Raw genomic sequence first — 13,688 nt, 5'->3', positions numbered from 1 at the left:
CCGGCGGAGAGGTTCATTGGCAAATCCAAAAGGAGACACCCGATGCGCATTGAAACGTTTGGCAAAGACGTCGAAGTCACCCCGGCCCTGGAAAAGTACGTGGCGGACAAGCTCGCCCGGCCCGGTAAGCACTTCGTCGGCGAACACTGCGAAACTCGGGTCACGTTGAAGCTGCAGAAGAACGAGCACCACGTCGATGCCACCGTGAACATCCTCGGCCAGACCCTGCATGCCGAGGCCAGTGGCCAGACCATGTACGCGGCGATCGATATCCTGGCCGACAAGGTGGACCGCCTGCTGACCTCGGAAAAGGAAAAGAAGCAGCAGAAGAAACAGCAGCATGTGCCCCTGCCATTGAGCGACAATGAAGTCTGATGACTTCACGTTCCCCCTGATATGCCCCTGACCGATCTGATGGCCGCCGTGCAGACCCAGGTCTGCGCGGCTGCCGACCGCGAGAGTGTGCTGCTGGCAGCGGCCCAGCTGCTGGCCTGCCGCCAAGCCAACACCGAACAGATCCACCGTAACCTGTGCGAGCGCGAAGCGCTCGGCAGCACCGCCATCGGTCATGGCATCGCCATCCCGCACGGCCGCGCACCGGCGCTCGAGCGTCCGCGTGGCGCCCTGCTGAAACTGCTGCAACCGGTGGACTTCGGTGGTGATGAGCCGGTCGATCTGGTGTTCGCCATCGCCGTTCCGTCCCATTACACCCACCAGCACCTGATGCTGCTGTCCGAACTTGCCGAGATGTTCTCCGAGCCGGGCATCCGCCAGGCGCTGCGCGATGCACCCGATGCCGCCGCGCTGCGCGCCATCATCGATCTTCCGCCACCGGCGAGTGCCGCATGAATACCAGCATCACCGCACGCGAGCTGTTCGACCAGCAACGCGACCGCCTCGCCCTGCGCTGGGTGGCCGGGCAGAAAGGCGAAAGACGCGAGCTTGAAGCCGGCAATACCGTATCCCGGCGTCCCTCGCTGGCCGGCTACCTCAACGCCATCTACCCCAACAAAGTACAGATCCTCGGCACCGAGGAACTGACCTGGCTGGATTCGCTGGATTCCCGCCACCGATGGGAAACCATCGAAAAGATCATGCAGTCGCACCCGCTGGCGCTGGTCATCACCCGCAACCAGCCCTGCCCGGAAGACCTGCGCGCGGCGGCCGATGAATCCAACACGCCGCTGTGGCTTTCGCCCAAGCGCGGCCACGAACTGCTCAACCACCTGTCCTACCACCTGGCGCGTACGCTGGCGCCGCGGGTGATCCTGCATGGCGTGTTCATGGAGATCTACTCCATCGGCGTGCTGATCACCGGCGAAGCCGGTTCGGGCAAGAGCGAGCTGGCGCTGGAACTGCTCAGTCGCGGCCATCGCCTGGTCGCCGACGATGCGCCGGAGTTCACCCAGATCGCCCCGGACGTGCTCGATGGCACCTGCCCGGAGCTGCTGCAGGACCTGCTGGAAGTGCGCGGCCTGGGCGTGCTGAACGTGCGCGAGATGTTTGGTGACACAGCGGTAAAGAAGAACAAGTACCTTCGGCTGATCGTCCACCTGACCAAGCCGATGACCGAACCCAGCGCTTATGGATACGAACGCCTGACCGGCGACTCCGGCACCCGCCACGTACTGGACCTGGACGTGCCGCTGATCACCCTGCCGGTGATGCCCGGCCGCAACCTCTCGGTGCTGACCGAAGCGGCGACCCGGCTGCATATCCTGCGCACCAAGGGAATCGATCCGGCCGCCATGTTCATCGCCCGCCACAGCAACCTGCTCGAACGCCGCACCCCGTAAGCCCGGCAGTGATGGTGGGTGACGACCGTTGGTCGTCACTGCTCCCCCAACCACCAGCCCCCAACAAAGAGTCCGCCATGAACCGCCCTGCCCCGTCCGCCCCGACCCTGATCATCATCAGCGGCCTGTCCGGCTCTGGAAAGTCCGTGGCCTTGAAGACCTTCGAGGACCAGGACTACTACTGCTCGGACAACCTGCCGATCGACCTGCTGCCGGCGTTCGTACGCGGCGTGCTGGGCGCACCCGGCAGTGCCCCGCGGCGGCTGGCGGTGGGCATCGACGTGCGCGGCCAGAGCGACCTGGGCCAGCTTGAACAATGGCGGCAACTGGCCGACGAAGCCGGCGTGCGCGCGCAGCTGCTGTTCTTCGAAGCCAGCGACGAAACGGTGCTCAAGCGCTATGCCGATACCCGCCGACGCCATCCGCTGAGCCAGCTCGGCCTGTCCCTTCCCGAAGCGATCGCCCGGGAGCGCGAACTCACCGCACCGCTGCGCCGCGCGGCCGATGCGATCATCGATACCAGTACGTTGAACGTGCACCAGCTGCGCCGCCGCATCGTCACCGAGTACACGCTGGGCCACACCACGCCGCTGTCGCTGCTGTTCGAATCGTTCGCCTACAAGCGCGGCGTACCGGCCGAGGCCGACTTCGTGTTCGACGCCCGGGTGCTGCCCAACCCGCACTGGGACCCGGAACTGCGCCCGCTGAGCGGCCGCGAAGGCGGCGTGCGCGACTACCTTGAAGCGCAGCCGGAGGTGCAGCGCTACGTCGGCCAGCTGACCGATTTCCTGGACACCTGGCTGCCGAAGCTGGGCAACGACACCCGCAGCTACGTCACCGTGGCCTTCGGTTGCACCGGCGGCAAGCACCGGTCGGTCTTCCTGGCCGAGCGGCTGGCCCGGCATGCCCGCGAACAGGGCTGGAAGGACGTGGCCACCTACCATCGCGAACTCGACTGAAAAAAGGGGACGGAGGGGATTAAGTCGCATCCGACACCTGGATGCCGGATGCGACTTAATCCCCTCCGTCCCCTTTTTTGTTCTGCAGATGAATACGGAACACTGAAGGGCTCTGCGCCCGCTATCGCAGCGTCATGCCGACCTGTTAACGTTCGAGCATGACCTGTGGCATTCTCCTCGTAACACATCCTGGCGTCGGATCGGCCCTGCTTGAGGTGGCGACCCGGCTGCTGCGGCATCTGCCGCTGAAGACTGAAGCGTTCGACGTACCGTTCGATGCGGATCTGGACACCTTGCTCCCGCTCGCTTCGGCCGCCCTGCGGCGGGTGGACGGGGGTGACGGGGTGCTGATCCTGACCGACCTGTACGGTGCCAGCCCCAGCAACCTGGCCGCCCAACTGGCCAGGCTGGGAACGCCGGCGCGTCGGGTTGCCGCACTGAGCCTGCCGATGTTGTTGCGTGTGATGAATTATCCGGAACAGGGACTGGATCAACTGCCCGCCACTGCGGCGGCGGGCGCGCGCAATGGAGCGATAGTCGACGATGCTTGAGAAAGAACTCACCGTTACCAACCGCCTGGGCCTGCATGCCCGCGCTACGGCGAAGCTGGTGCAGGAACTTGCACCCTTCCGCTGCAACGTGACCATGGCCGCCAAGGGCCGTGAGATCAACGCCAAGAGCATCATGGGCGTGATGCTGCTGGCCGCCGGCCAGGGCACCCCGGTCACCATCCGCATCAACGGCGAAGACGAACAGGCGGCGATGGATGCCGTGGTCTCGCTGTTCGAGCGCCGCTTCGACGAGGACAGCTGAGCATGCCGCGCGCCCGTGCTGGACTGGCACCCACCGGCCTGCGGCCGGTGCAGCTGCTGTCCGGGCACGGCGCGTCACGCGGTACCGCGCTGGGGCGCGCACGGGTGCGCCTGGCGCATGCGCTGGAAGTAGCCGAACAGCGCGTGGCGCCGCAGCACGTGGACAAGGAACTCAAGCGCCTGCACGTCGCGCTGGATGCCGCGCGCAAGGAAATGCACGACCTGCGCCAGCGCCTGCAAGGTGCGCTGAACCAGGAAGCCGGCGAGTTCCTCGACCTGCATGCACTGCTGCTGGATGATCCGGAACTGCTGTTCGGGCTGGACGAGCTGATCCGCAGTGGCCCCTACAGCGCCGGCTATGCGCTGCGCCTGCAGCGCGACCGCCTGGCCAAGGTCTTCGACGGCATGGACGATGCCTACCTGAAGAGCCGCATGGACGACCTGGACCATGTGATCGGCCGCATCCACGCCTTCCTGCAGCCGGTGCTGCCGCCGGCGGTGAAAGGCCTGGCCGGCGAAATCCTGGTCTGCGACAACATCGCCCCTTCGGAGATGGCCCAGCTGCAGTCGCAGGGCGTGGTGGCCATCGTCACCACGGCCGGCAGCGCGCTGTCGCACAGCGCGATCCTCGCCCGCAGCCTGCACCTGCCGCTGATCGTCAACGTGCCCGGGCTGCTGCAGAAAGTCAGCGATGGCGACGTACTGATCGTCGATGCCAGCGATGGCAGCATCACCGTCAATCCCCAGGCCGAAAACCTGCGCGACTACCGCGTGCGGCTGAAGGAACATGCGCGCGAACAGCGTGAGCTGGGCCGCCTGCGCAGCAAACCCAGCCGCACCCGCGACCAGGTCGACATCGCCCTGCTGGCCAACGCCGAATCGCTGGAAGACGTGACCCAGGCGCATGCGTTCGGTGCGCAGGGACTGGGCCTTTACCGCACCGAATTCCTGTTCCTGCAGCGCAACGAGCTGCCGGACGAAGAAGAACAGTTCCAGGCCTACCGCGATGCCGCGCTGGGCATGGCCGGCAGGCTGGTGACCATCCGCACGCTGGACCTGGGCGCGGACAAGGCCGACCGCACCGGCCTGACCCTGAGCAACGAAGACAACCCGGCGCTGGGACTGCGTGGCGTGCGGCTGTCGCTGGCGCGCCCGCTGGTGGCCGATACGCAGCTGCGCGCGATCCTGCGGGCCAGTGCCTACGGCAAGGTGCGCATCCTGATCCCCATGGTCAGCACGCGCGAAGAACTGTTGGCCGTGCGCCGGCGCATGACCCGGCTGACCACGCAGCTGCGCGCCGAAGGCCACGCCGTCAGCGAACGTGTGCCGCTGGGCGCGATGATCGAAGTGCCGGCCGCCGCGTTCGCACTGGAAAGCTTCATCGACCTGGTCGACTTCCTGTCCATCGGCACCAACGACCTGGTGCAGTACCTGCTGGCGGCCGACCGCAACAATGAGGCGCTCGGCGAACTGTATTCGCCCCTGCATCCGGCCGTGCTGCGGCTGCTCAGACTGGTGATCGAAACCGGCCAGCGCCATCAGATCCCGGTGGCGGTGTGCGGCGAAATCGCCGGTGACGCGCGCCTGGCGCCGATGCTGCTTGCACTCGGCCTGACCGAGTTCAGCCTGCATCCTGGCACCCTGCTGGAAGTGCGCCGCGCGATCCGCGAAAGCGACCTCGGCGAACTGCGCGCCCGCGCCCCGAAGCTGCTCGCCGCCCGAGACCGCCGCAGCATCGAACGCTGGATCAACGGCAACTGACCTCGCCCTGCTGTGGCGGGTGACGACCGTTGGTCGTCACGCTCTCCCTGTGGCCTCCCTGCTTCGGTGGGTGACGACCGTTGGTCGTCACGCTCTCGCCTGGACTCCCGCCAGCAGCACGGGATTGCCCTGATTCCAGTCCACGTCACTGCAGCGCCATGCGATGTATGTCGTGGCCAACCCTGTTCGCGCGGGATTGGCGGAATCGCTCGGAGAGTATCCGTTTGCCTGGGGTCGATGGCTTTAGTTCGAAAGCGTGACGACCAACGGTCGTCACCCACCAAAAGTAGCGGAGGGTCAGCGCTTCTGCGCCAGCAGCCACGTCCACATCGCGGTATCGGCATAGGTGGCGTCCCAGGCGTTGTGGTTGCCGTCGGGATACTCGGTGTAGCGTGCATCGGTCGCACCGACGGCCTTGAATGCTGCATGCAGCTTGCGGTCGTCGTCGGGCAGCACGACATCATCTTTTGCACCATGGAACATCCATACCGGCACGTTCTTCAGGCGCTGGGCCAGCGCGGCGTAGGGGTCGGCTTCGTTGGCGACAGCGGCGACGAACAGCGTCTGGCGTTCTTCGCGCGGAGCGATCACCGCGCCGCATACCGGCACGATGGCGGCGAACCGGTCCGGCGCGGAAAGCGCGATGTTCCAGCTGCCATAGCCGCCCATCGACATGCCGGTCAGGTACTGCCGCGACGGATCCGCCGAAAACTCGGCCAGCGTGGCATCCAGTGCCGCCAGCGCGACGCGGTTGTTCAGGCCGTCCCATTCCTGCCGGTTCGGCACCTGCGGCAGCACCACCAGCGCCGGGAAGGTGCTGGCGTGCTCGCGCAGGTACGGTCCGATGCCCGCCTTGGTCTGCTTCATGCCATCGCGGCCGCGCTCACCGGACCCATGCAGGAACAGCACCACCGGCAACGGCCCGGCCGCGCGCACGGCATCGGCGGGCACGAACACTTGGTAACGGGACACGTGGCCGTCCACGGTAACGCTGCGCGATTCAAAGCGCCCAGCCGTGGGGTCCGGCGTGGTGGCACAACCGACCAGCAACATCAGCAGGGTGGCGGCAACAACAAGGCGCAGCAGCAGACGATGCATGGCGGATCCTGACAGGATGAAAACGCTTCCATCCTAGCGGCCTGCGCAACCGACGGCATCGTGCAGTGCATCAGTCCGGGCGCGGGAAACTGGCGATGATCTCCAGCTGCTGCTGGGCTTCTTCATTGCCCGATGCCGCAGCGGCCTGCACCTGGTCGATATCCGGATGGACCACGATCAGCAGCGGGTTCTCACAGACCGGGCAGTCGTATTCGGTCACGTCCTCGGCCAGTTCCATCACCATCGCGCGCGAGCTGCCTTTCCACTCGCAGGCTGCGCAGGTGTGCTGCTGGTCGCGCCAGCCGGCCTGGAAATAGTTGTCTACGGTGGTGGCCATGGTCGGTACCGGTCAGTGCAGCAGGATGAGGGTGGCCAGGCCCAGGAAGCTGAAGAAGCCCATGACATCGGTCACCGCGGTCACCACCACGGTACCGGCGACGGCCGGGTCCACGTTCATGCGCTTGAGCATCAGCGGCAGCAGTACGCCGGCCAGTGCGGCGGCACAGAAGTTGATCATCAAGGCCAGGGTGATGACGATCGACAGCAGCCAGCTGTGGAACCAGACAAAGGCGATCAGGCCGACCAGCAGACCGATCAGGGTGCCGTTGATCATGGCCACCCGCAGTTCTTTCCAGAGCAGGATCCTGGCATTGCTCGGGCCTACCTGGCCGAGCGCGATACCGCGCACCATCAGGGTCAGCACCTGTACCGCGGCATTGCCGCCAACGCCGGCGACGATCGGCATCAGCACCGCCAGCGCGACCACTTTCTGCAGGGTCAGTTCGAACTGGCCGATCACGCTGGCGGCGAGGAACGCCGTGCACAGGTTGATGCCCAGCCAGACCACGCGGCCGCGCACGGCGCGCTTGATCGGCGAGAACAGATCTTCTTCTTCGTCCAGGCCGGCCGCGCCCAGTGCCTGGTGCTCGGCCTGCGAACGGATGATATCCACCACGTCATCGATGGTGATGCGGCCGAGCAGGATGTTGTTGTCATCCACCACTGGCGCGGAGACCCAGTCATGATCGGAGAACTGCCGCGCCACTTCATCGGCACTCTCGCCGACGTCGATGGCCGGCTGCTCGTCGTCGATCAATCGGTTGATCGGCGTGGTGTCTTCGTGGGTCACCAGTGCCGCAAGCGAAAGCCGCCCCAGGTACTGATGCCGGCGGCTGACCACGAACAGATGATCGGTGTGGTCGGGCAGTTCGCCGCGCAGGCGAAGGTAGCGCAGCACCACGTCGACATTGACGTCGGCGCGCACGGTCACCACGTCCGGGTTCATCAGGCGGCCGGCGCTGTCCTCTGGATAGGACAGCACCTGTTCCAGCCGCTCGCGGTTCTCGCGGTCCATCGACTTGAGGACTTCGTCGATGACGGTGTCCGGCAGGTCTTCGACCAGGTCGGCAAGGTCATCGATGTCCAGGTCTTCGACCGCGGCGATGATCTCGTCCGGGTCCATGTCCGCCAGCAGGCTTTCGCGCACTTCATCGCCGACGTGGACCAGCACCTCGCCGTCGTCTTCCGGGTCCACCAGGCCCCACACCACCTCGCGCTTGCCGGGCGGCAGTGATTCAAGCAGGTTGCCGATTTCGGCCGGGGCCAGCGTGTTGACCAAGCGACGCACGGGGCCCAGCCGACCACTGTCCAGCGCATCGGAAAGCAGGCGCAGCTGGCGCGCGGTCTTGTCGTGGCGTACGGCCTCGGCCATCGGAACTCCCGCAGGAAAGAGAAGGCTGCGATCCTGGAGAGGATGCGGCATGAGGGGTGGTCAGCGCGTCATTATCGCCTGCGTGTGTGAAAAGCAGAAGCTGATCGCGGGTTGGACCGAGCGGGGAGAGCGTGACGACCAACGGTCGTCACCCACCAAGGGCGGTGCGGCCGTCACTACCTTCAGCCGAGCAACGTTTCCAGCACGGCCATGCGTACGGCGACGCCGTTGGCGACCTGGCGCAGCACCCACGATTGCGGGCCGTCGGCTACTTCGTCGGTGACTTCCACGCCGCGGTTGATCGGGCCCGGATGCAGCACGGCGGCATCCTTGCCGGCGCGGGCCAGGCGGGCGGCGTGCAGGCCGTATTGCTGGTGGTACTGCTCCAGCGATGGCACCAGGCCTTCTTCCATGCGCTCGCGCTGCAGGCGAAGCATCATCAGCGCATCGACGCCTTCCAGCATTTCGTCGAAGTCCTGGCCGACCACGCAGCCCTTCAGCGTGTCATCGTCGGGCAGCAGCGACTGTGGGCCGCACACGCGGATCTCGCCCACGCCCAGCGTGCGCAGCGCGTGCAGGTCAGTACGGGCCACGCGCGAATGCTTTACGTCGCCGACGATCACCACCTTCATCTTCGAAAAATCACTGCCCTTGGCCATGCGCAGGGTCAGCATGTCCAGCAGGCCCTGGGTGGGGTGCGAACTGCGGCCGTCGCCGGCGTTGATCAGCGCGGTGCCCTCGCCTGCCGCCGCGGCCAGCGCCGCCACCGCGCCGTCGTCCGGATGGCGCACCACGAAGCCGCGTACGCCCATCGCTTCCAGGTTGCGCAGCGTGTCGGTCGCGGTTTCACCCTTGCGGGTGGACGAGGTGGACGCATCGAAGTTCAGCACGTCCGCGCCCAGCCGCTGCGCGGCCAGCTGGAACGAGCTGCGGGTGCGCGTGGACGGCTCGAAAAACAGCGTGCACACCGCCGAACCGGCCAGCACCGCGCGCTTGTTGCCGACCCGTCCGACTGCCGCATCGCGGATCTGGCCGGCGCGGTCCAGCAACTGCAGCAGGGTTTCGCGTGGCAGGCCCTGCAGGGTGAGCAGGTGGCGCAGGCGTCCGGATGAATCGAGTTGCGAGGCAGTCATGGGCAGGCGGTCGGCAGGTCAGGGAATGGGGGTGGCGTCGTCCGGTGAAGACAGCCAGCGGTCGATGATCACCGCAGCGGCCACCGCATCCAGGGCAGCGGCATCACGGCGGCGCTTGCGCCCTTCGGCGCGTTCGACGGCAAACCGGCGCGCGGCTTCGACCGAACTGGAGCGCTCGTCGATCATCGCCACCGGCAGTTTGAAACGTTCCCGCAGCTGGCGGGCAAAGCCCTGCGCGCGCTTGCGGTTGGGCTGGTCCTGGCCGTCCAGGGTGAGCGGGTCGCCCACCACCAGGCCGTCCGGACTCCACTCCTTGATCAGGCGTTCCACCGCGCCCCAGTCCGGGCCGCTGCCGTGCACGTCGATCACCGCCACCGCGCGCCCATGCGCGGCGAAGGCACTGCCGATGGCCACGCCGATCCGGCGCGAGCCGACGTCGAAGCCGAGCACGGTGCCGTCGCGGCGGATGGCCGCCGGCTCAGACATGGCCGCTGTAATCGGTCAGCCGGAACAGGTCCACGCCGATGCGCGCGGCAGCTCCCTGCCAGCGGTGCTCGTAGGGGGTGCGGAACAGCAGGTCGGCGTCGGCCGGCACGGTCAGCCAGCTGTTGTCGGCCAGTTCGCCTTCCAGCTGGCCTTCGCCCCAGCCGGCGCAGCCCAGGGTGACCAGGGCATTGGCCGGACCCTCACCGCGCGCCATCGCTTCCAGGATGTCGCGCGAGGTGGTCAGGTACACGCCTTCGCCGACCAGCAGGCTGGACTCCCACGCACGCGCATCGTCATGGATGACGAAGCCACGTTCGGGGTGCACCGGGCCGCCGTTCAGCACGGGCCGCTGGCGCAGTTCGTCGTCATCCGTGGTGATGTCCATCTGCGCCAGGACTTCACCGATGGTGTAGTCCGAGGGCTGGTTGACCAGCACGCCCATGGAACCGTTCTGGTCGTGCTGGCAGATCAGCGCGACGCTGCGGGCGAAGGGCTCGTCGGCCAGGGAGGGCAGCGCGACCAGCAGGTGATGGGCAAGGGAAGTCGAAATCTCGGACATGGCTTCATTCTAACCGCTGGGCCGTGTGCAGGCGCGTGAGACGGTAGGATGGCGGCCACCGAGCAAGGAGCCTGCGATGTCCCCCAGCACGACGCTGCCCCCATCCACCCGAAGTGCCATCGTGTTGATCGCCCTGCTGCAGGGTCTGCTGTTGTATCTGGCACAGCAGCTCGACGGCAGCTGGCCGCTGCAGGACGTCGGATCACGCTATCGCTGGTATGCGTGGGTGCTCAGCGTGCCCAGCGCCATCGCACTGACCGTGGTGGACCTGCGCGACCGCCGGATGTGGCTGCACGCGCTGCTGGCGTCGATGGTGGTACTGGGGCTGGCCAGCTGGATCGGCTGGAACCTGGAAGGAGAAGCGGGCCTGCGCTCGGAACCGCTGCGCATGCCGTTCTCGCTGGCGATGGCGATCGCCACCTTCATCAGCCTGCCGTGGTGGCAGCACCGCCTGCAGCACGGCCACTGGCGCGCCAGCTACGATGCGCTGTTCGAACGCGCCTGGCAGAACGGCCTGACCCTGGCGCTGGCGCTGCTGTTCACCGGCCTGACCTGGTTGCTGCTGTGGTTGTGGGCGTCGCTGTTCGGCCTGCTGAAGATCACCTTCTTCACCGAATTGTTCCGCCAGGATGCCTTCATTGCGCTGGCCACCGGCACCCTGGCCGGCTTCGGCATCCTGATCGGGCGCACCCAGCAACGTGCCATCCAGATCACCCGCCAGGTGCTGTTCGCGGTTTGCCGGGGGCTGCTGCCGCTGCTGTCCTTCATCACCGTCATCTTCACCCTGAGCCTGCCGTTCACTGGATTGCAGCCGCTGTGGGAAACCCGTTCGGCCGCCTCGCTGCTGCTGGTGCTGGCGCTGCTGCTGATCATCTTCACCAACGCGGTGTACCAGCATGACAACGACCAGCCGCCCTACCCGCGCTGGCTGCGCCGGCTGGTGGAAGCCAGCCTGCTGGCGCTGCCGGTGCTGTCGGCGCTGGCGCTGTACGCGGTGTGGCTGCGCATCGGGCAGTACAGCTGGACCCTGGAGCGTTTCTGGGCGTTGCTGATCGCGGTGCTGGTGACCGGCTATGCGCTCGGCTATGCACTGGCCCCGTTCGGCCACGGGCGTTGGCTGCAGCGGTTGGAGCCGGCCAACCGGATCATGTGCTGGGGGGTGCTGGGCGCGGCGCTGCTGGCCAGTTCGCCGCTGTTGGATCCGGTACGGATCACCCTCGCCAGCCAGCAGGCGCGGCTGTTGGCCAACCCCGATGGCATCACCACGGCGGACGCGATGATGCTGCGCTTCGACCTGGGACGGCGCGGCGTGGCGACCCTGCGCGACCTGCAGCAGGATCCGCGTTTCACTGCCGATGCACGCGCGGCCAGCGTGGCCACCCAGGCCTTGGCGCGCACCGCGTACTGGGGCGGCGGGGAGCAGGTGATCGACGATGGCATCCGCGACCTGGCCGCGCTGCGCAAGCGGCTGGTGCTGGCCGAAGGCTCCGCCACGCCCCCGGACAGCTGGTGGGACGCGATGGTGGCGCGCAAGGTGGAAGCAGGCGGCTGCCTGGAGGCCGACGCACGCTGCCTGGTCACCACCCGTGATTTCGATGGCGATGGTCAGGCCGATGTGCTGCTGTGTGGTCTCATCGCACGCTCCGGTGCTTACTGCCAGCTGCACGCACCTGGTGCGGCCGGCTGGTGGACGGTGGGCTCCTATGCGTTCCTGCGCGAGAAAACCGACACGCAGGCCGCCGCCATCGAGGCGGCCCTACGCAGTGGGCGGTTGACGCTGAAGGCGCCGCGCTGGCCGGAACTGGTAGTGGAAGGCAGCGCCCCAATCAGTATCGGCAACCTGGCCAAAGAACCTCGAGAAGCACCATGAGCGGATACTGCAGCATCGCCCCGGGCCACCCGGTGCACGGGCATTACCACGACCACGAATACGGCTTCCCGCAGCGCGCAGAAGCCGAGCTGTTCGAACGCCTGTTGCTGGAAATCAACCAGGCCGGGCTGAGCTGGGAAACCATCCTGAAGAAGCGCGAAGGCTTCCGCCGCGCTTACGACGGCTTCGACGTGGACACCGTGGCCGCCTACGCACAGCCGGATATCGACCGCCTGCTGGGCGACGCTGGCATCATCCGCAACCGGCTGAAAGTGCTGGCCGCCATCCACAATGCGCAGGTCATCCAGGGCCTGCGCGCCAGCCACGGCGGCTTCGTGGAATGGCTGGACGCGCACCACCCGCTGGACAAGGCCGGCTGGGTGAAACTGTTCAAGAAGACCTTCCGGTTTACCGGCGGGGAGATCACCGGCGAATTCCTGATGAGCCTGGGCTACCTGAAAGGCGCCCACGCCGACGACTGCCCGGTACAGCAGCGGATCCTGGAACTGAAACCGGCCTGGTCCCGGCAATGACGTTGACGGCCAACGGGGTCAGAGTCCTTTTCCTGCGGAAAAGGACTCTGACCCCTTCGCGGGCCCCTCGCCTCAGACGCCCATGTACCGGCCCGGGCGGTGGTTGAACATCAGCACCAGGCTGAGCACCACCGCGCCGATGGCCGAATACATCACCTGGATCGGCGACAGCACGCTGAACGCCACCAGCATCAGCATCGCATCGAAGCTCATCTGCACCTTGCCGGCGCTCCAGCCACGCGTGCGCTGCAGGTAGACCGCCAGGATGCCGATGCCGCCCAGGCTGGCGCGGTGGCGGATGAAGAACAGGATGCCCAGGCCGGCCAGCGCGCCGCCCACCAGCGCCGAATACAGCGGCGCGATATGCGCAAAATCCGCCCAGCGCGGTAGCAGGTCGGTCAGGATGCCGCAGGCGGTGACCGCCGCGAAGGTCTTCAGGGTGAACTCCCAGCCCATCCGGCGCACGCCCACCCAATAGAACGGCAGGTTGACCAGCACGAACACCAGGCCGAAGTTCCAACCGGCGGTGTAGTGGATCAGGAAGGCCAGCCCGGCCATGCCGCCGATCATCAGCCCGCCCTTGGCGAAGATGGCCAGGCCGAGCGAGGCCACCAGCGTGGCCAGCACCATGCCCTGCACGTCTTCTGCATGGGAATGGCGCAACGCGCGGTCGTCCTGCGGGGTGCCGGCGATATCCGGCGGCGGCGTCAGCGGGCCAGCGGTGACGAGGTGGCCGTCAGCGTCGTCGCACGGCGCGGGGCCATGGGATTGGAGGGACATGAGCGTGGGGTGTCGCGGTGGGGAGTCGTATTAGACACGATCTCGATGACAGTTGCAGGTGAAATCATTCACGGTAGTGACGGCCGGCGGACGTTCGGTGGGTGACGACCGTTGGTCGTCACGCTTGTGAGTCCAAGCAAAAGTGTGACGACCAACGGTCTTCACCCACCAGAGCCCGGCTCATCCACCC

At 66.7% G+C, this 13,688-nt stretch carries 16 protein-coding genes and 1 pseudogene; 10 read left to right on the top strand and 7 right to left on the bottom strand.

What is annotated here, in order from left to right; all coding sequences use genetic code 11:
* The first annotated feature begins 42 nt into the window (after positions 1-42).
* The 8 genes and pseudogenes from hpf to H9654_RS18000 all read left to right on the top strand — a co-directional run.
* Complete coding sequence (hpf, locus tag H9654_RS06500) at positions 43-375, top strand: ribosome hibernation-promoting factor, HPF/YfiA family (RefSeq protein WP_191769921.1); 333 nt, start codon at positions 43-45, stop codon at positions 373-375.
* A gap of 21 nt (positions 376-396) precedes the next feature.
* Positions 397-849, top strand: a complete 453-nt coding sequence (locus tag H9654_RS06495; RefSeq protein ID WP_191769919.1) for a PTS sugar transporter subunit IIA — start codon at positions 397-399, stop codon at positions 847-849.
* Positions 846-1,796, top strand: coding sequence for an HPr(Ser) kinase/phosphatase (hprK, locus tag H9654_RS06490; protein WP_101100825.1), 951 nt, complete (start codon positions 846-848; stop codon positions 1,794-1,796). The genes H9654_RS06495 and hprK overlap by 4 nt, the downstream gene beginning before the upstream one ends.
* 77 nt (positions 1,797-1,873) lie before the next feature.
* On the top strand, positions 1,874-2,755 hold the full coding sequence (rapZ, locus tag H9654_RS06485) for an RNase adapter RapZ (protein ID WP_042614637.1): 882 nt from the start codon (positions 1,874-1,876) through the stop codon (positions 2,753-2,755).
* A gap of 158 nt (positions 2,756-2,913) precedes the next feature.
* Entirely contained in the window at positions 2,914-3,306 is a 393-nt protein-coding gene (locus H9654_RS06480) for a PTS sugar transporter subunit IIA (protein ID WP_101100826.1), read from the top strand.
* Entirely contained in the window at positions 3,299-3,568 is a 270-nt protein-coding gene (locus H9654_RS06475; RefSeq protein ID WP_042614635.1) for an HPr family phosphocarrier protein, read from the top strand. Before H9654_RS06480 ends, H9654_RS06475 begins: the two co-directional genes overlap by 8 nt.
* 2 nt (positions 3,569-3,570) lie before the next feature.
* Entirely contained in the window at positions 3,571-5,328 is a 1,758-nt protein-coding gene (gene ptsP / locus H9654_RS06470; protein WP_191769917.1) for a phosphoenolpyruvate--protein phosphotransferase, read from the top strand.
* A gap of 145 nt (positions 5,329-5,473) precedes the next feature.
* Positions 5,474-5,575 (top strand): annotated as a pseudogene (locus H9654_RS18000) (REP-associated tyrosine transposase); the annotation flags it as partial.
* 50 nt (positions 5,576-5,625) lie between these two features.
* On the opposite strand, the gene H9654_RS06465 reads toward H9654_RS18000, so the two are convergent.
* From H9654_RS06465 to H9654_RS06440, 6 genes are all read right to left on the bottom strand, one after another.
* On the bottom strand, positions 5,626-6,426 hold the full coding sequence (locus H9654_RS06465; RefSeq protein WP_191769914.1) for a carboxylesterase family protein: 801 nt from the start codon (positions 6,424-6,426) through the stop codon (positions 5,626-5,628).
* A 70-nt stretch (positions 6,427-6,496) separates the two neighbouring features.
* On the bottom strand, positions 6,497-6,763 hold the full coding sequence (locus H9654_RS06460) for a hypothetical protein (protein ID WP_042614632.1): 267 nt from the start codon (positions 6,761-6,763) through the stop codon (positions 6,497-6,499).
* Positions 6,764-6,775: 12 nt separating this feature from the next.
* Positions 6,776-8,137, bottom strand: a complete 1,362-nt coding sequence (gene mgtE, locus H9654_RS06455) for a magnesium transporter (protein WP_042614633.1) — start codon at positions 8,135-8,137, stop codon at positions 6,776-6,778.
* 182 nt (positions 8,138-8,319) lie between these two features.
* Positions 8,320-9,270 carry an aspartate carbamoyltransferase catalytic subunit gene (locus tag H9654_RS06450; protein ID WP_101100831.1) on the bottom strand — a complete coding sequence of 317 codons (951 nt, stop codon included), beginning with the start codon at positions 9,268-9,270 and terminating at the stop codon, positions 8,320-8,322.
* Between the two features lie 18 nt (positions 9,271-9,288).
* Entirely contained in the window at positions 9,289-9,756 is a 468-nt protein-coding gene (ruvX, locus tag H9654_RS06445; protein ID WP_042614628.1) for a Holliday junction resolvase RuvX, read from the bottom strand.
* The gene (locus tag H9654_RS06440) at positions 9,749-10,315 is read right to left on the bottom strand and encodes a YqgE/AlgH family protein (RefSeq protein WP_191769912.1); all 567 of its coding nucleotides are present in this window, start codon (positions 10,313-10,315) and stop codon (positions 9,749-9,751) included. Before H9654_RS06440 ends, ruvX begins: the two co-directional genes overlap by 8 nt.
* A 76-nt stretch (positions 10,316-10,391) precedes the next feature.
* Between H9654_RS06440 and H9654_RS06435 the strand changes: the two genes are divergently transcribed.
* Both H9654_RS06435 and H9654_RS06430 read left to right on the top strand, forming a co-directional pair.
* A complete protein-coding gene (locus H9654_RS06435; RefSeq protein ID WP_191769911.1) occupies positions 10,392-12,185 on the top strand; it encodes a DUF4153 domain-containing protein in 1,794 nt (597 codons plus the stop codon).
* Positions 12,182-12,718 (top strand): DNA-3-methyladenine glycosylase I, encoded by a 537-nt coding sequence (locus H9654_RS06430; RefSeq protein WP_191769909.1) that lies wholly within the window; start codon positions 12,182-12,184, stop codon positions 12,716-12,718. Before H9654_RS06435 ends, H9654_RS06430 begins: the two co-directional genes overlap by 4 nt.
* 72 nt (positions 12,719-12,790) lie before the next feature.
* On the opposite strand, the gene H9654_RS06425 is transcribed toward H9654_RS06430, so the two are convergent.
* Positions 12,791-13,498 carry a YitT family protein gene (locus H9654_RS06425; RefSeq protein ID WP_101100835.1) on the bottom strand — a complete coding sequence of 236 codons (708 nt, stop codon included), beginning with the start codon at positions 13,496-13,498 and terminating at the stop codon, positions 12,791-12,793.
* Positions 13,499-13,688: the final 190 nt, after the last annotated feature.

It is taken from the genome of Stenotrophomonas lacuserhaii (genome assembly GCF_014836545.1).
GTDB classification, from domain to species: Bacteria; Pseudomonadota; Gammaproteobacteria; order Xanthomonadales; family Xanthomonadaceae; genus Stenotrophomonas; species Stenotrophomonas lacuserhaii.
This window is presented reverse-complemented; position numbering and strand designations above follow the sequence as displayed.

Bases quoted from the DNA above. Each gene is read 5' to 3' on its own strand.
- hpf (WP_191769921.1), top strand. From the start codon at position 43: ATGCGCATTGAAACGTTTGGCAAAGACGTCGAAGTCACCCCGGCCCTG.
- H9654_RS06495 (WP_191769919.1), top strand. From the start codon at position 397: ATGCCCCTGACCGATCTGATGGCCGCCGTGCAGACCCAGGTCTGCGCG.
- hprK (WP_101100825.1), top strand. From the start codon at position 846: ATGAATACCAGCATCACCGCACGCGAGCTGTTCGACCAGCAACGCGAC.
- rapZ (WP_042614637.1), top strand. From the start codon at position 1,874: ATGAACCGCCCTGCCCCGTCCGCCCCGACCCTGATCATCATCAGCGGC.
- H9654_RS06480 (WP_101100826.1), top strand. From the start codon at position 2,914: ATGACCTGTGGCATTCTCCTCGTAACACATCCTGGCGTCGGATCGGCC.
- H9654_RS06475 (WP_042614635.1), top strand. From the start codon at position 3,299: ATGCTTGAGAAAGAACTCACCGTTACCAACCGCCTGGGCCTGCATGCC.
- ptsP (WP_191769917.1), top strand. From the start codon at position 3,571: ATGCCGCGCGCCCGTGCTGGACTGGCACCCACCGGCCTGCGGCCGGTG.
- H9654_RS06465 (WP_191769914.1), bottom strand. From the start codon at position 6,426: ATGCATCGTCTGCTGCTGCGCCTTGTTGTTGCCGCCACCCTGCTGATG.
- H9654_RS06460 (WP_042614632.1), bottom strand. From the start codon at position 6,763: ATGGCCACCACCGTAGACAACTATTTCCAGGCCGGCTGGCGCGACCAG.
- mgtE (WP_042614633.1), bottom strand. From the start codon at position 8,137: ATGGCCGAGGCCGTACGCCACGACAAGACCGCGCGCCAGCTGCGCCTG.
- H9654_RS06450 (WP_101100831.1), bottom strand. From the start codon at position 9,270: ATGACTGCCTCGCAACTCGATTCATCCGGACGCCTGCGCCACCTGCTC.
- ruvX (WP_042614628.1), bottom strand. From the start codon at position 9,756: ATGTCTGAGCCGGCGGCCATCCGCCGCGACGGCACCGTGCTCGGCTTC.
- H9654_RS06440 (WP_191769912.1), bottom strand. From the start codon at position 10,315: ATGTCCGAGATTTCGACTTCCCTTGCCCATCACCTGCTGGTCGCGCTG.
- H9654_RS06435 (WP_191769911.1), top strand. From the start codon at position 10,392: ATGTCCCCCAGCACGACGCTGCCCCCATCCACCCGAAGTGCCATCGTG.
- H9654_RS06430 (WP_191769909.1), top strand. From the start codon at position 12,182: ATGAGCGGATACTGCAGCATCGCCCCGGGCCACCCGGTGCACGGGCAT.
- H9654_RS06425 (WP_101100835.1), bottom strand. From the start codon at position 13,498: ATGTCCCTCCAATCCCATGGCCCCGCGCCGTGCGACGACGCTGACGGC.